Source organism: Streptomyces rapamycinicus NRRL 5491 (genome assembly GCF_024298965.1).
GTDB classification, from domain to species: Bacteria; Actinomycetota; Actinomycetes; order Streptomycetales; family Streptomycetaceae; genus Streptomyces; species Streptomyces rapamycinicus.
Genome location: NZ_CP085193.1, coordinates 12,256,921 through 12,275,150 on the forward strand (window position 1 = coordinate 12,256,921; position 18,230 = coordinate 12,275,150).

Below are 18,230 nucleotides of genomic sequence, written 5' to 3' on the forward strand. Positions count from 1 at the left end.
ACGCCGCCGCGCACGGCGACCTGGTCGTCAACGCCGGTCCGGATGCCACCTCGCTGTCCGTGCTGGAGGCGGCCGGCGCCGCGAATCTGTCCGGCAAGGTGCTCTGGTCTGTCCCGGGCGTGGGCCAAGGACCTGGCCCGCCACGGTGTCCGCGTCAATTACATGTCGGTCGGCCCGATCGAGAGTCCGATCTACGACAAGACCGACCAGTCCGAGGAAGAATGCCAGGCCCACATCAAGGCGGTCACCGCCAACGTCCCGCTCGGCCGGTTCGGCACCGCCGACGGAGTCACCGACTCCACGCGGGAGCCCGTTCGAGGTGAAGGGCGTGTCCGGCGGTCAGCGCCCGAGCCGCGTGCTCCGCTGTCACGCCGCTCAGTCCCGTCCCCAGCGACAGCGCGCGCAGGGAGAGAATTTGCGCGGCCATCATCGCGATGACCGGATCGCCGGAGGTGAGGTAGGACTCGCAGTTGGCATCGCCCAGATCGCCGGGACCGAGGCGGCGACCGCCGCGCACCTCCTTCATAGGAGGACGTCGAGGGGCTGGGGGTCGCAGAAGACCGCGGGGTGTGGGCCGGCGGTTTCGATGAGGGATGGGACCCGGTGGGAGCCCCGTTCGCCGGTGAGCTGCGGGCTCGCTCCGCCCGGCACGGCCACCAGGGCACGGCCCGTCAGCGCCATAGGACGTCCCAGCCAGTGCGAAAGGCCCCTGACCGCGCCCGGGGCGAGTCCGAGGGACTGGAATGATCAGTCGGTCGCCAGGGATTTCGCCTCCTGCTCGGCGGCATGCTTGTCGCTCGCCGCCCGGAGTGCGGCCGCCTGACGAGCGTGCAGGTCGTCGTGGTGGCCGCGGGCCCATCGCTCGCTCGCCCGCAGTCGGGTGTTCTGGTTCTGGAAAACGGGCATGACGTGTTCGGCGAAGAGTTCGCATGAGCGCTTCGTCGCATCGAACCGCGCCCATTCGTTGCCCATGATCAGGTACGTGCCGAAGCCGCCGTCGCTCATCTCCTGAAGCCGCCGGATCTGCTCGATCGCGTCGTCCGGCGTGCCGATCACACCGACTCCGCTGTCGACGACCCACCGGATGCGCTCCTCAGTCGTGGTACCGGCGGGGGAGAACTGCGGGGATGCCGAGACGTTCTGCATGTAGTCGAACCACAGGTCGATACCATGACGGACGTCCTCGACCGCTCGCTCGCGCGTCTCGGCGATGTGCATGGGCCCCAGCAGCCGCCACGTCGAGCGCGGTGCCGCGGGCGCCCCGAACTCCCGGGCCCGTTCCTCGACGATGCGGCGGTGGCCCGCCAGCGCGTCGGTTCCACCCTGCATCGTCGCGGCGATCGACATGAGGGACAGCCCGTGCTTGCCCGCGATGCGAGGTCCGCTCGGTGACACCACCGCGGCGACGGCGACCTCGAAGTCCGAGTACGGCTTGAGCTGGACCATGGCGTCGTTCAAGGCGTACCGGCTGGTCTTGACCGAGATCGGCTCGTCGGAGTGGATCAGGTGCATGAGGACGTCGACGTCGAGTTCGAACGCGTCCCGTTGCTCCGACGGCTCGATACCGACCATCCGCGCATCGGTGGGGAGAGCTCCAGGACCGAGGCCGTACATGGCGCGGCCGCGGGTGAGATGGTCGACGAAGATCATGCGCTCGGCGGCCCAGAGCGGATTGTGGTACGGAAGGGAGAAGACGCCCGTACCGAGCTTGATGTGCCGTGTCTGCGGCGCGCAATGCGCGATCATCGTGATCGGATCGCCGATGAGCTCGCACCCGCACGAGTGGTGCTCGCCGAACCACACCTCGTCGAAACCCAGCATGTCGTAGTGCTTGACGAGTTCCACGTCCCGCCTCAACGCCCATGTGGGGTTCTGGGTGTTGGGGAGGTGAAAAGGGGTGAGGAAGATGCCGAAGTTCATCCGACCAGCCATCATGTCTCCCGCTCTCTCCATCGCGGCGGACCGCAGCGAACAGCGATGAGTGAATCTACTTCAATTTGAAAGCTAAGCGCGGTGTGCCGGATCGTCAATAACCATGCAGCATGCTCGGTACTTGTGATTGACGGCGCCCGGATCCACACTTAACTTTGAGCTCGCTTAGGTTCAACCACGCGTCCTGGACGACCCCTGACGCCGACCGGTACCCGGGAGCCGCCGACGTCCGGCCGTCGGACGCCGTCGAGCGAGGGGAACCTTCATGTATGTCCAAGTCGACCTCCGGACACCAGCCGCCACTCCCGTCGAGCTACAGGAAATCGACGACTTCCGCGCCTTCAAACTCGTGGTCCTGAGCCCGGACGGACGCCCGGACGGCCTCGAAGACGCACTTCGGGACGTGGGCTCGATCGGCCCGGATGGGCACGCGTACCTGCGGATCGACGCCGTCCGCCGGCTCGCCGGCAACACTGCCGAGGACCCGGCGTGGACGACAGCTTTCGACCAGATGATCGACTACGCGCGCTCCCGCGGGTGGGTCACCTGTGACGCCACGCTGCGCGCGCACCAAGAGCTGCGCCGAGGACCGGCGTGATGGCTCCCACCCCCACCCCGCCCTCCGTGGCGATGCCCCGGACCATTCCGCCACCCGACGATTTCCGCCGCGTCATCGGCCACTTCGCCAGCGGCGTCACCGTCGTCTCGACATGGCGGGACGGCCGGCCCTGCGGCACCACCGTCAGCGCGGTCAGCTCTCTGTCACTCGATCCACCGATGCTCCTGGTGTGCATGAACGAGCGGTCCGCCACGGCGCGGGCGATCAGCGCTTCGGGCCACTTCGCCGTGAACATCCTGCGCGAGGACCAGGCCGCGACCGCCGAACGGTTCGCACGCAAGGGCGACGACAAATTCGCGGGAGTGCCCATCTGCCGGGAGCCCGGCGGACTGCCCTTGCTCGTGGGCGCTCTGGCCACCCTGGAGTGCCGGGTGGTGCGGGAAGTCGTGGGAGGTACGCATTCGGTGTTCCTGGCGGAGGTGGACCGGGCCCGCGCCCGCGCAGGGTCTCCACTCGCCTATTTCCGAGGCCGTCTCGGCAGCCTGGACGACGCGCTCTGGAGCCCCACACCGCAACGAGCGACCGCTCGGGAGGAGGACCGATGAGCACTGACCGAGTGACCGGCGGCATCGGCCCCGGCACGGCCGGAGCCGAAGTGCTGCGCCGTTTCATCGATGCCATCAACACCTGGGACTTCGATACGATCCGCGACATCCTGGACCCCGGCTGTGTCTTCGAGATGCCGTTCGCGCCCGGTGGCTTCCCCCGCCGTATCGAAGGGCGGGCCGCCACCGTGGAATTCCTCAGCCGTATGCCTGACTTCATCGAGCCGGAGAACCTTCACGATGTGACCATTCACACCTTCACCGACGATCCGGCGGAACTCCTGGCGCAGTACCGGAGCGCGACGCGGCTGCGGACCACGGGTGCGGAGTACGGCAACTCCTATCTGGTCCGGGCCCGGGTGCGGGACCGCCGACTCCAGCGCTTCGCCGAGTTCTACGACCCGGTCCCGCTCGTCGTGGCCATGGGAGGAACGGTACAAGTGCCCCCGGTGTAACGACCGGTGCCTGCTGCCGCCGTACGGCCCTTCATCAGAAGTGAGGCTCCGTGACCGCATCACATCTTCCGGCGGCCGCCGTACCACTGGTCGTCGGTTCGTCGACGTTGCGGAACCGGCTGGTCGCCACGGCCCACGCCAGCGGTTTCGTACGGGACGGGCTGCCGGTTGGTGGCGACGCCGAGTACTGGGGCCGTCTGGCAGCCGGTGGTGCGGCGCTGCTGGTCTGCGGTGGTACGACGGTGGCGCCGGAGTCCGCGCCGCGGCAGGGGAACATCCTCTCGCTCCATCGTCCGGAGGCGGTCCAGCCGCTGCGGCGGCGGGTGGAGGCCATGCATGCTGAAGGCGCGGTCGCCGTCTGTCAGCTCGTTCATCTTGGCCGGGAGACGCTCGGCGCGCAGTCGTACTACGCGCCGGTCGCTCCCGCGGCCGTGCGTTCTCCCCGTGAGCCGACGGCGCCGCGTGCTCTGCTCGGCAGCGAGGTCGACGAGGTGGTGGAGGCGTTCCGCGTATCGTCCGCCCACGCTCTGGAGGCGGGGTTCGACGGGATCGAATTGCACGCCGCTCACGGCTATCTGCTGGAGCAGTTCCTCTCGCCGCGGACGAACCCGCGCGGTGACGGGCTCGAGGTGCTGGGGCGGGTGATCGCGGCGGTTCGCGGGCTGTCGGCCGACGCGTTGCTGGGCATCCGTTTCAGCGTCGACGCCTCGGAGGACGTGGCGCTGACGCCGGACGAGCTGGCCGTCCTGCTGCCGGCCGTGGATCCGCTGGTCGACTACGTCAACGTCACCGTCGGGGTGCGGACCACCTATTCCGCAACGAGGACTGCCGGACGTTCGACCCGGTGCTGCTGTGTAGACGGAGCGTGGTCGGCGCCGTTGCCGTGACCCTTCGCCGAACGGATCAACCATTCTCGTCGGGACGTGTCTTGAGGCAGGTGGAGCAACTCGTTGATGGCGGTGATCTCGAATCGAGACAGCGCCGCCGTCGAGAATCGAGGGTCAGGCGTGTGCGCTGTGAAGTGGGATGCGCAGTTGGCAGATCGTGCCCTTGGCCGGTGACAGCGATCGAGAGAACACGGTGCCAGTCACGCTTGCCAGGTCTTGGCATTGCAGTGCTTCAGTCCGTGGCGAACGTGGCGCATGCACACCTTGAACTTGTACTTCTTGCCCTCTATGAGGTTGTAGCCTTTTGCGGCGCTGATGCTCTCACAGTTCCCCGCATGCCTGGCTTCCAACTGATACATCGGCGTCCCCCTCCGGGCGGAGACGTAAGCTTTAGCAGAGTATCCATCGGCGTTCGTGTCGCAGACCTTTACCTTGTCGCCGTCCCGTGTGAACTCCAGACTTCCACCTTCGCGACCGCTGCCCTGCGTCCAGATTTTGTGGTATCCGCCCGCCGCGGTGGACAGGTCATTCGCGCTTGCTGCACCGCTGACGCAGAACGTCGGAGCGGTAACTCCGGCCGTCATAAAGAGCTTGCGCATCATCGACCCCTTCTTCTCCTGCGAACGATGAGTGGGACTGCCTGTCCGGGCTGCGGGACGTCACGCCCCCCGTCGTGACGTCCCGCAGCCCGGTCAACATCGAGTTCACTCGCCCTGGAGTTGTTTGACACCCCGTCTGAGCTGGTCTGATCAATCCAACGGAGCCCATCGCCTCGTGGTCGGCGCCATTGCCGTGGCCGCGAGGCGATCTTTACGGTGGTTGAAAGGAAGGCGGTCGTGCCGGGGAGAGGGAGAGCGAGTGGGGCGTCCGGAGAAGCCGATCGATCCGCAGGGCGGGCCCGTCGCGCGGTTCGCCTGCGAGTTGCGCAAGCTCCGTGACGAGGCGGGTGCTCCGGGCTATCGGAGCATGGCGCGTCGTGCGGGGTATTCGGCAGCGACCTTGTCGCAGGCGGCGGGTGGTGAGCGGCTGCCGACGCTTCCGGTTGCTCTGGCTTATGTGCGGGCCTGTCACGGGGATGTGGGGGAGTGGCGGCGCCGGTGGGGGCAGGTGGATGCGGAGATCACGGCGGTGCCGCGGCCGCTGGAGGAGGATGGAGAGCCGCCGTATCGGGGGCTGGAGCGCTTTGAGCCGGGCGATGCGGAGCTGTTCTTCGGCCGCGAGGAGACCACTACACAGCTGGAGACGATGGCCCGCCGACATCGGCTGAGCGTGGTGGTGGGAGCGTCGGGCAGCGGCAAGTCCTCCCTCCTGCGCGCCGGCCTCATCCCACGGCTGCGCCGTTCCGGTCAGGACGCGGGCCAGAGACCGGCCGCGGTGCGGGTGCTCACCCCCGGCGCCCGGCCGATGCACCATGCCGACCTGCTTGCACCGGCCGAAGGCGCGGGGGACACCTGGGTGCTGGTGGACCAGTTCGAAGAACTGTTCACCCTCTGCGCCTCTCCCGCCGACCGTGCGGCCTTCCTGGAGTGCTTACTGGCTGCCCGAGAGCCCGGAAGCCGGTTACGGGTAGTCCTCGCGCTGCGCGCCGACTTCTTCGCCCGGTGCACCGAGAACCACGCCCTGGCCGCCGCCCTCAACGACGCCACCCTCCTGGTCGGCCCGATGACCACCCAGCAGTTGCGCATGGCCATCGTGCGCCCGGCACAGGCGCGTGGGCTGAATGTGGAACGCGACCTGACCGCACACATCCTCGACGAGGTCACCGACGAGCCCGGCGCACTGCCGCTGATGTCCCACGCCCTGCTGGAGACCTGGCGCCGCCGCCGAGGACACATCCTCACCCTCCAAGCGTACGAGGCAGCCGGCGGCCTGCGCGGCGCCATCGCCCGCACCGCAGAGGACGCCTACCACCAACTCACCCCCGCCCAGGCCACCCTCGCCCGACGCATCCTGCTGCGCCTGATCGCCCCCGGCGACGGCACCGAGGACACCCCCCGCCCCACCCCCCGCACCGAATTCACCGCCGCCGACTCCGAGGCCACGGCCGACACCGACGCCGTCCTCGACCGGCTGGTCCGCGCTCGCCTGCTCACCGTCGACGACGGAACGGTCTTCCTCGCCCACGAAAAGCTGATCACCACATGGCCCCGTCTGCAGGGCTGGATCATCGAAGAACGCGACCGCATCCGCCTGCACCGCCAGCTCACGCACGACGCCCTCGCCTGGCACGACCTGGACCGCGATGCAGGGGTTCTCTACCGCGGCACGCGCCTGGCGCAAGCCGGGGAGACCTTCACCGGTACCGGCCGGGATGGCCTCAACCCGCTGGAAGCCGTCTTCCTCGACGCCTCGCTCCTCGCCGGTCGCCGCCATGAGCGTCGTACCCGCCGCACCCTGATCACCCTTGCCACCCTCCTGTGCCTCGCCCTCATCGCCACGGCCCTGGCCTTGCAGCAAACCCTCCGGGCCACCGAAAAGAGCCGCCTGGCCACCTCGCGCGCCCTGGCCGCCACAGCACTCGGACAGATGGACAGGTACCCAGAGCGCGCGTACGCACTGGCCAGGCGGGCCTACCGCCAGGCGCACAGCACCGAAGCCCGCGGCAGCCTGCTGAGCACCTACGCGGCAACCCATGGCCAGCTGGCCGGGCACACTCGCCTGATCACGGCCGTGACTTTCTCCCCGAAAGGCCGCGTCCTGGCGACGGCCGGAGCAGACCACACCATCAAGCTGTGGGACCCGGACAACGGCTGGCTGCTCGGCACGCTTCTGGGACACTCGGCATCGGTCACGGCAGTGGCGTTCAGCTCTGACGGCACCACGCTGGCCAGCGCGAGTTCGGACGGTACGGTGCGGCTGTGGGATCTGCGGACCCACCGTACGAAAGCCGTGCTGAAGGCGAGTTACAGCGCTTTGACCAGCGTGGTCTTCAGCCCCGATGGCCGCATCCTCGCCACTGCCTCCGAGGACGGGGCCACGCGTCTGTGGGACGTCACCGACCGGCGTACCCGAGCCGTCCTGAGACAGCCAGGGGCTGTCTGGGGGGTGGCCTTCAGCCCGGACGGCCGGACAGTGGTCACCGGAGGCGACGACGACAACAACGGCCGGGTCCGGCTGTGGAACGCCGCCACCGGGGCGGAGCGCGCCCGCCTGAACCCACGGGGCCGACTCGTCGGCCCCGTGGCTTTCAGCCCCGACGGCCGTACCCTCGCGGCCGGCTCCTACCGTGAGGGCATCACCCTGTGGCGCACCTCGGACCTCGAACCACGGGCCCACCTGAAGAGACCGGAAGACAGTGTCTCCTCGCTCGCTTTCACACCGGACGGAAAGTCCCTGCTGGCGTTGGCGTCGTATTCAGGGATACGTTCAGGGATACGCGTGTGGAACCTTCAGTTGAAGCGGAGCACAGCGTCGCTGGGCGACGGGACAGCCCTGCGGGCCACCGTCGCCGTCAGCTCGGACGGGAAGCGCGTCGCCGCCGCGGACAACGACGGGGTGACGCGGGTATGGGACACCTCAACCGGCCGGGTGAGCCGGCAGTGGCCCCAGCAGAGGCCTTATCCGAACGCACCGGCCTTCAGCCCCAGCGGGCACGAGCTGGCCGTCCCCGACTCGACCGGTGCGGTCACCCGCTGGGATCCGGCGTCCCGGCGCGTACGCGCCCAACTGCCCGGCCACAGCGGCCAGGTGCGTAACGTCGCCTACTCCCCGAACCGAAACACCATGGTCATCGGCAGCCCGGACGGCGCCATCGAGCTGTGGAAGCTGACTCGCCAAGGCGGACATCGGCTGGCCACGCTGGGCCAGCACAACAAAGAGGTCTTCGCGGTGGCATTCTCACCCGACGGCCGGACTGTGGCGAGTGCCGGTTTCCGCACGGTGCGCCTGTGGGACGTGGCTTCCCGCAGACTCCTGGCCGTACTGCAGGGACACGAAGGCGCGGTCCAGTCCGTGGACTTCAGCCCAGACGGCCGCACTCTGGTCAGCGCGGGTGCCCGCGATACGGCGCGGCTGTGGGACGTGTCCACGCACCGGGCAACCCGCGTCCTCACCGGGCACCGCAGCGGTGTGTGGGATACGGCGTTCAGTCCCGACGGCAAGACCGTCGGCACGGCGTCCCTGGACGGCATGGCCCGGCTGTGGGACCGCGCCTCCGGCAAGGTCATCGCCATTTTGAAGGGCCACACCGGCGCGGTGCGAGGCATCGCCTTCAGCCCCGACGGCCGCACCCTCGCCACGGTCGGATCAGACAGCAGTGTCCGTCTCTGGGACGCCCGCACGCACCACCCCACCGCCGTGCTCCAGGGCCATACCAGTGAGGTCACCTTCGCGGCGTTCAGCCCGGACGGTCACACCCTTGCCACCACTGGGACCGACCAGACCACCCGTCTGTGGGAGACCGATCCTCATCGAGCCGGCGACACAGGACCCAATCACTGACCACGGTTTAGCTGGCTCGATGACGCACGCACGCCGCCACGCAACGGATCACGAACGGCTCGTCCAGCACTCGGAGACCCTGATCACCTGGGCCGCCACCACCCTCATGACCAGGTGCCTCGCCCAGAAGGGCGCCACCCCAGCTGGCCAAGAAGGCCGCCGCAGGCCGGCTGAGCCCTGCTCGCCCATGTCACTGCGATCCGCCTGCACATCGGCATCGTCGAACAGGCGGTCAAGCGTCAGCCCTGGTGTCGTACGCCTGCCGGCAGTTCCGGATCTCTCCGCTGTGCTCGACGGTCCAGTCGTAGAGCTGGCCGAATGGCTCGCGCAGGGATTCGCCCAGGGGTGTGAGCGAGTACTCGACGCCGACCGGTGAGGTCGGCAGCACCGTGCGCTGAATCATGCCGTTGCGCTCGAGACGGCGCAGTGTCTGGGTGAGCACACGTTGCGTGATGCCCTCCAGGCCTCGCTTCAGTTCGTTGAAGCGGGTGGGCTGCTCCAGCAGCGCCATCACCATCATCGACCACTTGTCCGCTATCTGGTCGAGAATCGGCCGACTGGGGCAGTCCGCCCGGAAAACCGTCCGTGTTTCGGCGTCAACGCCGTGCAGATCGGTGTCCTTCATGATCCTAGGTGCTCCCAAAGTGCGTTCTTGACCATCTGGGCGCCGCCGCCGACGGTAGGTATGCGTTGCAAACCTACATGCCCAGCGGTAACCAACGGAGAACCTCATGACGAACGATGCCTACTCGACCCTGCGCGTGAGCAGCGAACACGGCGTCGCCCGGATCGTCCTCGACAATCCCCCGGTGAACGCGCTCGGAACGGCGATGATGCGCGAGCTGCGGACGGTGCTGACGGGCCTCGAGGAGGATTCTTCCGTCCGCGTGATCGTCTTCTCGAGCGCCGACCCGGAATTCTTCATTGCGCACGTGGACATGCACATCGGGGAAGAGATGGAGGTCCTCCAGGAGCTCGCCGCATCCGCACCAGCGGACGTCAACGTGTTCCAGGCGATCGGTGAGCTGATCCGCCACCAGCCCCAGGTGACCATCGTGAAGCTCGCCGGGAAGGCCCGTGGAGGCGGGGCGGAATTCGTGGCCGCAGCGGACATGGCATTTGCCGCCGTCGAGACCGCTGGACTCGGTCAGATCGAAGCGCTCATGGGCATCGTCCCCGGCGGAGGCGGAACGCAGTACCTCCGGGACCGTGTGGGTCGCAACCGCGCACTGGAGGTGATCCTCACCGCCGACTTGTTCGATGCCGAGACCGCAGCGTCCTACGGCTGGATCAACCGGGCCCTGCCGGCCGACGAGCTCGACGCCTACGTCGACCGTATCGCCCGTAACATCGCCGCGCTGCCCGACGGTGTCATCGAAGCAGCCAAGTACTCGCTGCCCGCCGATGACTTCAAGGAAGGACTCCTCCGTGAGGATGATGCTTGGGCTTCTACGTTCAGTCTGCCGGCCGCTCAGCACCTGATCAGCGGGGGCCTGCAGGAGGGGGCACAAACACCGGCCGGTGAACGCGACCTTGAGGGGCTGATGCGCAACGTCGCGCGCTGATGTGCCGGATGGGCACATGCCAGTCAATCGACGTTTGGTACCACTCGCACAGCCTCGCTAGTTCGGCCCGGGCAGCTGGGCTGATCGGCAAGCGCCCCAGCTCACGCAGCTTCAGTAGTACCTGCCATGCGGCGTCACAGAGCCCCGGGGGATCAGCCATACCCTCCGGGACCCCGGCGTAACGACGCCGTGGCTTAGACGTCACGCGGGTGCTGGCTGCGGCTCCTCCAGGACCCCGGCGACCTTTCGGGCCAGCTCTGCGACGTGGTGCGGCAGGTAGGTATCCAGAGCATCGACGTCGTCGCACAGCTTGGCCCGCAGCCCATGCAGGCATTGCCTCGGTGAAGAGCTTCTGCGGGTCATCCTCCGGCCAGTGCGCCTTCTCGGCCCGGCGCTCCCCGCGGCGGGGTTCATCCGTGGCGCCGGGAACAGCCACCGGGCCCGCCGCTTGGGTAGCCAGGTCCAAGTCGAAAGCATCCATCAGGCCGGCGCTGCGCAGGACGTGGCGTTCGTCGGCGGTGAGGTCTGAGAGGGTGCGGGCGATGAGGGCGGGGAAGGTGTGGTCGAAGTCGGCGGGGGTGGGGGGCCCTCCGGTGCGGCGGATCTCCAGGAAGTGTGCGACGGCCGGATCCAGGTGGAGCGGCAGGCCGTGTGAGCGTGGGTGATGACCGCGCGGACGTCGGAGCCGGTCAGCGGCTGGCCGTCCTGGGTGAGGCGGTGGGCGGGACCGCGGTGGCGGTGATGTCCCGGCTGGGAGCGAGCCACCACGTGTGTATCCCGTGATCGGGACACTCTCGCCTCACAATGCCAGCGGCACTGGAGCCGGCAAGCGTCTGCGTCAACCCCCCAAAGTTCGGGATTCCCGAGGGACCCGCGCCAGACGATCCTCGATTACGTGCCCGGCAGCGGACTGGCAGCCTTCAGCGGCTCGGGCCCTTGCCCAGGGTGGCCACCAGCCCGCAGTCTCGTGACCGCCCGCCGGACCAGCGCCATGCCGCGAGCAGAAGTCGGCCAGGATCTCTTCGAGCTGCTGCTGGTCGATCTCCAGGGGGCGCCCGGTCCGTCGGGTCGGCGCGTTGATTTTCGCGGGGATACTGTTCGACAACACGGGCATGCTCACGGCGCCACGGACGGGACGCAGCGTTCTCGCAGGCGAGTGTGCTTAGGCCGATGCCGGCCGGGGACGCCAGGTGCCGTCGAGCGGGATGCCTGCGGCCGCTGCGATCCGGTTGCGTGATTCGAGCAGTCGGGTCCTCAGCTCCGCCAGGTCGACGTCCATCAGCGCACTGAGGGACAGGTCCGGTTCGAGGGCGAGGACCTCCTCGGCGCCGGCCAACTGGACCACGGCCCAGCCGGGACCGTTGTCCACCCACTGGTGGGCCAGGACACGCTCACGCGTGATGCCGAACGCCGCCACGACCTGGTCCAGATACTCGTCGTCGAGCGCGCCGTCGCGGACCCGCGGCGGTGCGGAGCGAAGGACAGGGTGCCCTCGCCACGGCGCAAGGTGACCAGACCGGCGGCGCACTCCTGCACGATCCGGTCGGCGTGGAGTGGCGTGCCGCCGCCGTCCAGCCAGGCGCGCGCGGAGCCGAGGGTGGGGTGCCCGGCGAACGGCAGCTTGGAACCGCTACGGCATCGAGGTCGCCGCGGACCTCTACGTGCCGAAGAACGCCAGGGGAGCGGCGGCACGGTGCGCGACGTGGCCTCGCCCGACGTTTTCGGTGGCCTCTGACCAGCTGTTTCAAGCTTTCCTCAAGGTTTGGACATGGTCGGTCGAGCAAGGTGGCGGCCATCTCGTGAAACAGGTTCGGCGGACCGGGGTCCGCTGGGCACTGGCCTTCGCGAGCTGCGTCAGCCGCCCGCCAGCACGGTCGGGCCCTCGGCCAAATGATCGGAGCAACATGAGAAAGATGCGCGTCCGAGTTACGGGCACGACGTGAAAAGAGCCTTCCCAAGTGCCGCCGCTGTGGAGAGGGCTTCACTGATCGCCCTCTGTCCGGCGCCACCCGTCGGACGGTCCAAGGTTTCCTCATCATTCGTTCAGCGTCCGTCGGTCACTCACTTCGCAGAGGGTCCGTCCAGTCGGCCACCGGCCGACGCGGCTCGCCCGCCAGCCCTCGTGAGTCGGCCGGATCTCAGGACGAGCCGTAGGGAGTGTGGGTCATGAGTGACGACGCCGCGGTGGCGGAACAGGTCGTGGAGCGCCAGATGGAGGCATACAACCGGCAGGATCTGGACGGCTTTCTGAACTGTTACGCGGGATCTGCGGAGCTCCGGATCGAGGGAGTGCTCGCCGCGTCCGGAAAAGTCGCCCTGCGTGAGATCTATGCCCGGCAGTTCTCCGAAGCCCCGGTACGGGCGAAGGTCGTCTCACGGATCCGGCAGGCCGAGTGGATCGCCGACCACGAGCGGATCGAGGGAGCCGCGGGCGTCCCCCTGATGTCCGTCCTCGCGCTCTACCGCGTGCGGGACGGGCTGATCGACCAGGTGCAGTTCTTCGGGCAGCGGGTGATGGACTGATGGCGAGTTCGCCGCGGCCCGGCCGGGTTTCGCTGTTTTTCCCCATCATGCCGCTGCAGCCGCAGCCCTTTGCCGACTTCGCCGAGCTGGTGCGCGACACCGGTCTGGCCAGACTCTGGACGGGGCAGAGCCTCTCCTACGAACCCCACCAACTGTTCTCGTATCTCGCCGGCCGCGGGCTCCACATACCGGTGGGCACCGCGATCTCGGTGATGCCACTGCGGCATCCGCTCGAAGCGGCGATGGCAGCCCGCTCGTTGGCGCTGTTCAGCGGACGGTCCGTGGTCGCCGGGTTCGGCTACGGTAGCGCGGACATGGTGGCCCTGCTGCGCGGCACCCGATACGCAAGCCCGCTGACGGCGACCCGGGAGTACCTCTCGATGGTCCGTGCCCTGGTGAACGGCGAACGGGTCAGGCAGGCCGGCGAGTATCACTATCTGGAGGGCATGCTCCCTCCCATGCCCTCGGAGTATCCCCGGATCGAGGTCGGGGCGGGGGTGTTGCGCGCCGGTATGGCGCGCGTGGTTGGGGAGACGGCCGACGTCGCCATCACCTGGCTCACTCCCTTGCCCCATGTCCAGGACGTTCTGGCACCCGCGATAAAGGCGGGAGCGCACAGCCGGGGGCGTGCCGTCCCACGCATCGTCTCGATCGTGCACTTCGCCGTGGACCGCCCGGGGCGCCGTCCGTACGATCTGGTGCTGACGGCCAATCGAGGCCACCTGAGCATGCCGCACTACACGGCTATGTTGCGTGGCGCGGGGGTGGACGCCGACCCGTCGGATCCGGCCGCCGGAGCCGCCGCGCTTGTGGACTCCGGCGTCTTTGTGGTCGGCACCGCCAGGGAGATCGCGTCACGGGTCACCGAATACCTGCGCTCGGAAGTGGACGAGGTCGTGCTCTCACCCGCAGGCGTCATGATGCGGGAAGGCGTCAAGGCCGCGCTCACCGACGTCCACGAGGTTGTCGCCGAGCTGGGGGACGCCTTTTTCTGAGCACGCGGAAAAATCCCCGAATTCCCGTATTCAAATACACTCAGGAATCGCCGAAATGCGCGCCGAGTTATTTTCGCTCGGCCACTCCAGCATGCCCTGAATTCCGGTTCTCGCACTATATATAATCTCTTCCGAAGCGCTTGCAATTCGCCGGTAATACGCCTATAAAAATAGGTGTGAGGCGCTCAACGAAATGCGCCGACCGAGCATCGACAACCGAAAGGAAAAATCATGAACACCGAGACGCTCTTCGAGGGTTACAGCACCTACACCGACGCCGACAAGCTGGCGGCCAGCTCCCAGGCCGATGAGGCACCGGCCACGATCACCCTGTCCGTGGCCACCGTCATTCTCACCATCCAGCAGGGCTGCTGACCCCACGTCGGCGCTGAAGAACGACTGAGGCGCCGGGGCTGACGACTCCGGCGCCGAGGATGGGGGCGCGGACTCGTGCCGCGCCCCCATCCGCCCCCTTCCGCAACGGATGGCGCACTCGGAGAAAGTGATCGGTGAACGCAATGCAGCAACTGATTCTCGACAATGGCCTCACGGTCCTTCTCGCCCCGCGTGCCGCCGCGTCGGCCATGGCTGTCAGCGTTCACTACGACGTGGGATTCCGATCGGAACCCGAGGGACGCAGCGGGTTCGCCCACCTCTTCGAGCACCTCATGTTCCAGGGCAGCGCGCAGTATCCCAAACTGGACCACTGGCGCTATGTGCAGGGGCTCGGCGGTGTCGTCAACGGATCGACCCATCAGGACTACACGGATTACTACCAGGTTTTGCCACGCGACGGCTTGCCGCACATCCTCGCGATGGAGGCCGACCGGATGGCGTCACTGCTGATCACCGAGGAGAACCTCGACAACCAGCGAACCGTCGTGAAGGAGGAAATCCGCCTCAACATCCTCAACCGAGCATACGGTGGATTCCCCTGGATCCCGCTGCCCGCCCTGCTCTACCGCACGTACCCCAACGCGCACAACGGATACGGTGACTTCTCCGACCTCGAATCCGCGACGGTTGACGAAGCCGCCGAGTTCTACTCCGCGCACTACGTGCCCTCCAACGCCGTGCTCACGATTGCCGGGGCCTTCGACGCCGACCAGGCCATCGCCCTCGTCGACCGCTCCTTCGGCGGTCTGCCCAAGCGGCCCAGGCCCGTGCGGCCCTCGCTGGAAGAGCCCCGGCCGTCCCGTACGGTGAAGGCAAGTCAGGTGGACGCGCACGCGCCGATGCCCGCGCTGGCCGTCGGCTACCGGCTACCGGACCCCGCCACCGACCTGGACTCCTACCTCGCCCATATGGTGCTGTGGGAGACGCTCGCCGGTGGCAGCTCCTCCCCGCTGTACACGCGGCTGGTCCGGGACCGGAACCTGGCCGTCGGCCTCGCCGGCGGCTGCGGCCTGTTCGGCCCGCTGGACGCCCGCGCCCCCGACACCCTCGCCATGGTCGTCACCCACCACCCGGAGACCGACCCCGACGCCCTCCTCAGCGAGGTGGACCGGGAACTGGCCGGCCTGAGCGACGCGCGCACTACCCGTGACCTCGCGCACCTGGCGACCCGCCGTCTCGCCGCCCGGGCCGGCCGGCGCAACGCCGACCTGTTGGCTCACACGCGTTCTCTGGGCGCCTGCCAACTCCTGTACGGCCGGGCGGCCCTCGTGGACCAGCTGCCCGAACGGCTCGGTGCGGTGCCGGCCGACGCCATCGCCGGCGCGGCCGGTGAACTCCTGGCCAGTACCCGGGCGGTGCTGCGCCTGGCCCCCGCCCAGGCCACTCTTGCGTCCGCGGGCCACTCAGCGACAAGGACGGCACTGACGCGATGAACGATGACGCCCTTCTCGACACCACCCTGGAGAACCGGCTGCGACTCGTGGTGGTGTCCGATCGCACCGTGCCCCTGGTGGAGATCCGGCTGAGCATTCCCTGCGCGGGCGTCGGCGAGGCGCACGCCGCCACCGCCCAGGTGCTCAGCGACGTCCTCCTGCGGCCCACCGACGGGGTGCCGGCGACCCGGTCCACGGCCTGGCGGGTCGCCGACCTGGACTCCGGTCGGGACGTCGACCGGCTGGGCGTGTTCGGCTACAGCCCAGCAGCGTCGCTCAAAACGGTGCTGCGCGGCATCGCGGCGTGCCTGACGGAACCCCATTACCCCGACGCCGCGGTTCGCCATGCCCGTGAACGGCTGGCCGCCCAGGTCGGCATCGGGCGCGGCGAAGCCCGCTGGACGGCGCTGGCCGCGGTGCTGCGCCGGAGGCATCCCGCCCATGCGACGCCCTGTGACATCCCCGCGCCACACGCGGTGGCCGCCGTCGAACCCGCGGCGGTCCGGGCACTGCACCGCTCCCGGATCGTGCCGCGCGGGGCGACGCTGGTCCTCGTCGGAGACGTCCGGCCGGCGCGGGCCAGGGCGCTGGTCGAGCATGTCTTCGCGGCGTGGCGGGGAGCGGGGGAGCCGAACGAGGTCGTGTCCCTGGTTCCTCCGGTCGGCCACGAGCTGGCACTCGTTCACCGGCCACGATCGGCCCAGGCCGAACTGCTGATGGCCGGCCGGGCCCCGCGCCGGGATGATGAACGGCGGCCGGCCTTCGACATCGCCAACACCGTGTTCGGCGGCGGCGTCGCCTCCCGGCTGAGCCGAAACGTGCGGGAGAGCAAGGGCTACGCGTATCTGGCGGGCTCGGCCGTTGAGTTACTCGTCGACACGCCGACCACGATGGTGCGCCTCGCTGTCAGCGAGGGTTCCGCGGCGGATGCCCTGACGGAGACCCGCGGGGAGCTCGTCGCCCTGTCCGAGTCGCACGTCACGCAAGAGGAGTTCGACATGGCGAAACGCCTCTTGGCGGGCCGGTTCGTGCTGGCGGGGGTGTCGCCGTCCTCCTACGCGACGTTTCTGGTCAACCTGATCGCCGAAGGCGTCGATCCGGGGTGGGTCCGCGGGTATCCGCGGCGCCTGGCGGCCGTCAGCAGGGCGGACGTCCTCGCGGCTGCGAGAACCTACCTCGCTCCCGATGCGCTCGACACCGTTGTCGTCGGCGACGCTGACGCGCTGGCCGGCCCGCTCGCACGGATCGAGAGCCTGCGCGTCCGGCGGTTCGAGCAGCTCGACGATGTCGTCGCAGCACCCGCCGCACCCCCGGCCCACCTGACGCGGAACGCCCGATGACACCGGCCGGCAACCCACACCCGTTCACCGGCAAGGAGAACCCGATGACCACCGACCACCGCACCGTACTCATCACCGGCGCCACGAGCGGGCTGGGGAGCGCCGTCGCAGAACGGCTGGCCGCGCCGGGCACGACGCTCCTGCTGCACGGACGCGACCCGGACCGGCTGCACGTCCTGTGCCACGAGCTGAAGGAGCGGGGCGCGACGGCGCACCCCTACGTGGCGGATTTAGCCGAGCTGGAGGAGGTCCGCGATCTCGGCCGGCGCGTGGTGGCCGAGTGGCCCCGGGTCGACGTACTGATCAACAACGCGGGCGTCGGCCCTGGAAGCGCGGGAGCAGCCCGCGAGCTCAGCCGGGACGGGCACGAACTGCGGTTCGCGGTGAACTACCTGGCGCCCTACGTGCTGACCCGCCTGCTCCTGCCCGCCCTCGAGCGGTCCGTCGCGGCCCGCGTGGTGAACGTGGGCTCTGCGGCACAGGCCGACATCGACCTCGGTGACCTGACGATGGACCGCGGCTACGACGGGTGGCTCGCCTACGGCCGGGCGAAGCTGGCGCTGGCCTCGTTCAGCGTCGACCTCGCCGAGGAACTCGCCGGAACGGGGATCACCGTCACCTGCCTGCATCCTGCCGATCTCATGCCGACCCGGTTGGTGCTGGAAACGGGACTGCGGCCCCTGTCCACCATCGAGGAGGGAACCCAGGCCGTCCTCCGGCTGGTCAGCGCCCCCGCGGCGGAGACGGGGACGGGCACCTACCACCACGGCCTGACCCCGGCGGAACCTCACTCCGACATCTCGCATCCCACCAAGCGCCGTCTCCTTCGGGACGCCACCGAGCGCATCCTGGCCGGACGGCCCGCGTGAGACGGGCCCGCACCCGCTCGCGGTCACGTGCGGATCTCCTGCCGCAGGCGCCGCAATGGCGGTCCTGGAGCGAGACCCAGCTCCTCCGCCGGCCGCCGGCTGACTTTCAGGCAGTGATCGAGCGCCTCCTCTTGAGTCCCATCTCGGCCGACTGCCGCTCGACCGCGACGAGCTCCCGCGACCGGCCCGACCACGGGGTGCCCGGCTCGCTGAACGCCTCATGACGTCACA

19 protein-coding genes and 2 pseudogenes are annotated in these 18,230 nt (G+C 68.7%); 15 read left to right on the forward strand and 6 right to left on the reverse strand.

Features of this window, described 5'->3' with window-relative positions:
- Nucleotides 1-42: 42 nt before the first annotated feature.
- Nucleotides 43-234: pseudogene (locus LIV37_RS52925) on the forward strand (hypothetical protein); the annotation flags it as partial.
- A gap of 55 nt (nucleotides 235-289) precedes the next feature.
- Here the strand turns inward: LIV37_RS52925 and LIV37_RS50585 are convergent.
- Together LIV37_RS50585 and LIV37_RS50590 are read right to left on the reverse strand one after the other, a co-directional pair.
- The gene (locus LIV37_RS50585; protein WP_020874804.1) at nucleotides 290-526 is read right to left on the reverse strand and encodes a hypothetical protein; all 237 of its coding nucleotides are present in this window, start codon (nucleotides 524-526) and stop codon (nucleotides 290-292) included.
- 221 nt (nucleotides 527-747) lie between these two features.
- Nucleotides 748-1,920, reverse strand: coding sequence for an LLM class flavin-dependent oxidoreductase (locus LIV37_RS50590; RefSeq protein WP_202979685.1), 1,173 nt, complete (start codon nucleotides 1,918-1,920; stop codon nucleotides 748-750).
- Between the two features lie 277 nt (nucleotides 1,921-2,197).
- On the opposite strand from LIV37_RS50590, the gene LIV37_RS50595 reads away from it, so the two are divergent.
- Genes LIV37_RS50595 through LIV37_RS50610 form a run of 4 tightly spaced genes read left to right on the forward strand, consistent with a single transcriptional unit; the run spans nucleotide 2,198 to nucleotide 4,438 of the window.
- Complete coding sequence (locus tag LIV37_RS50595) at nucleotides 2,198-2,530, forward strand: hypothetical protein (protein ID WP_020874805.1); 333 nt, start codon at nucleotides 2,198-2,200, stop codon at nucleotides 2,528-2,530.
- On the forward strand, nucleotides 2,530-3,096 hold the full coding sequence (locus tag LIV37_RS50600) for a flavin reductase family protein (RefSeq protein ID WP_020874806.1): 567 nt from the start codon (nucleotides 2,530-2,532) through the stop codon (nucleotides 3,094-3,096). The genes LIV37_RS50595 and LIV37_RS50600 overlap by 1 nt, the downstream gene beginning before the upstream one ends.
- Nucleotides 3,093-3,551, forward strand: a complete 459-nt coding sequence (locus LIV37_RS50605; protein ID WP_121826409.1) for a nuclear transport factor 2 family protein — start codon at nucleotides 3,093-3,095, stop codon at nucleotides 3,549-3,551. Before LIV37_RS50600 ends, LIV37_RS50605 begins: the two co-directional genes overlap by 4 nt.
- A gap of 50 nt (nucleotides 3,552-3,601) precedes the next feature.
- Nucleotides 3,602-4,438 carry an oxidoreductase gene (locus tag LIV37_RS50610; protein ID WP_121826408.1) on the forward strand — a complete coding sequence of 279 codons (837 nt, stop codon included), beginning with the start codon at nucleotides 3,602-3,604 and terminating at the stop codon, nucleotides 4,436-4,438.
- Nucleotides 4,439-4,638: 200 nt separating this feature from the next.
- Here the strand turns inward: LIV37_RS50610 and LIV37_RS50615 are convergent, their stop codons facing one another.
- Complete coding sequence (locus tag LIV37_RS50615; protein ID WP_148717914.1) at nucleotides 4,639-5,040, reverse strand: hypothetical protein; 402 nt, start codon at nucleotides 5,038-5,040, stop codon at nucleotides 4,639-4,641.
- 256 nt (nucleotides 5,041-5,296) lie between these two features.
- On the opposite strand from LIV37_RS50615, the gene LIV37_RS50620 reads away from it, so the two are divergent.
- Nucleotides 5,297-8,878 (forward strand): nSTAND1 domain-containing NTPase, encoded by a 3,582-nt coding sequence (locus LIV37_RS50620; protein ID WP_254807206.1) that lies wholly within the window; start codon nucleotides 5,297-5,299, stop codon nucleotides 8,876-8,878.
- Between the two features lie 19 nt (nucleotides 8,879-8,897).
- Nucleotides 8,898-9,000: pseudogene (locus LIV37_RS50625) on the forward strand (IS5-like element IS4811 family transposase); the annotation flags it as partial.
- Between the two features lie 110 nt (nucleotides 9,001-9,110).
- On the opposite strand, the gene LIV37_RS50630 reads toward LIV37_RS50625, so the two are convergent.
- Nucleotides 9,111-9,503, reverse strand: coding sequence for a winged helix-turn-helix transcriptional regulator (locus LIV37_RS50630; protein WP_020874811.1), 393 nt, complete (start codon nucleotides 9,501-9,503; stop codon nucleotides 9,111-9,113).
- A 106-nt stretch (nucleotides 9,504-9,609) separates the two neighbouring features.
- Between LIV37_RS50630 and LIV37_RS50635 the strand changes: the two genes are divergently transcribed.
- A complete protein-coding gene (locus LIV37_RS50635; protein WP_020874812.1) occupies nucleotides 9,610-10,443 on the forward strand; it encodes an enoyl-CoA hydratase/isomerase family protein in 834 nt (277 codons plus the stop codon).
- A 651-nt stretch (nucleotides 10,444-11,094) separates the two neighbouring features.
- Nucleotides 11,095-11,226 (forward strand): hypothetical protein, encoded by a 132-nt coding sequence (locus LIV37_RS52375; RefSeq protein WP_020874815.1) that lies wholly within the window; start codon nucleotides 11,095-11,097, stop codon nucleotides 11,224-11,226.
- 379 nt (nucleotides 11,227-11,605) lie between these two features.
- On the opposite strand, the gene LIV37_RS50645 is transcribed toward LIV37_RS52375, so the two are convergent.
- Entirely contained in the window at nucleotides 11,606-11,971 is a 366-nt protein-coding gene (locus LIV37_RS50645; protein ID WP_243146584.1) for a hypothetical protein, read from the reverse strand.
- 638 nt (nucleotides 11,972-12,609) lie between these two features.
- On the opposite strand from LIV37_RS50645, the gene LIV37_RS50655 reads away from it, so the two are divergent.
- The 6 genes from LIV37_RS50655 to LIV37_RS50680 all read left to right on the forward strand — a co-directional run bounded on the left by LIV37_RS50655 (nucleotide 12,610) and on the right by LIV37_RS50680 (nucleotide 17,999).
- Entirely contained in the window at nucleotides 12,610-12,966 is a 357-nt protein-coding gene (locus tag LIV37_RS50655) for a nuclear transport factor 2 family protein (RefSeq protein WP_020874817.1), read from the forward strand.
- Nucleotides 12,967-13,013: 47 nt separating this feature from the next.
- Entirely contained in the window at nucleotides 13,014-13,961 is a 948-nt protein-coding gene (locus LIV37_RS50660; RefSeq protein ID WP_243146509.1) for an LLM class flavin-dependent oxidoreductase, read from the forward strand.
- Nucleotides 13,962-14,192: 231 nt separating this feature from the next.
- Nucleotides 14,193-14,336, forward strand: a complete 144-nt coding sequence (locus LIV37_RS50665; protein ID WP_020874819.1) for an LxmA leader domain family RiPP — start codon at nucleotides 14,193-14,195, stop codon at nucleotides 14,334-14,336.
- A 143-nt stretch (nucleotides 14,337-14,479) separates the two neighbouring features.
- Complete coding sequence (locus LIV37_RS50670; RefSeq protein ID WP_020874820.1) at nucleotides 14,480-15,790, forward strand: M16 family metallopeptidase; 1,311 nt, start codon at nucleotides 14,480-14,482, stop codon at nucleotides 15,788-15,790.
- Nucleotides 15,787-17,130 (forward strand): M16 family metallopeptidase, encoded by a 1,344-nt coding sequence (locus LIV37_RS50675; protein ID WP_020874821.1) that lies wholly within the window; start codon nucleotides 15,787-15,789, stop codon nucleotides 17,128-17,130. Before LIV37_RS50670 ends, LIV37_RS50675 begins: the two co-directional genes overlap by 4 nt.
- Nucleotides 17,131-17,174: 44 nt before the next feature.
- Nucleotides 17,175-17,999, forward strand: coding sequence for an SDR family NAD(P)-dependent oxidoreductase (locus LIV37_RS50680; protein WP_158634988.1), 825 nt, complete (start codon nucleotides 17,175-17,177; stop codon nucleotides 17,997-17,999).
- A gap of 23 nt (nucleotides 18,000-18,022) precedes the next feature.
- Here LIV37_RS50680 and LIV37_RS52930 read toward each other — a convergent pair whose 3' ends face one another.
- Entirely contained in the window at nucleotides 18,023-18,193 is a 171-nt protein-coding gene (locus LIV37_RS52930; protein WP_121826405.1) for a BTAD domain-containing putative transcriptional regulator, read from the reverse strand.
- Nucleotides 18,194-18,230: the final 37 nt, after the last annotated feature.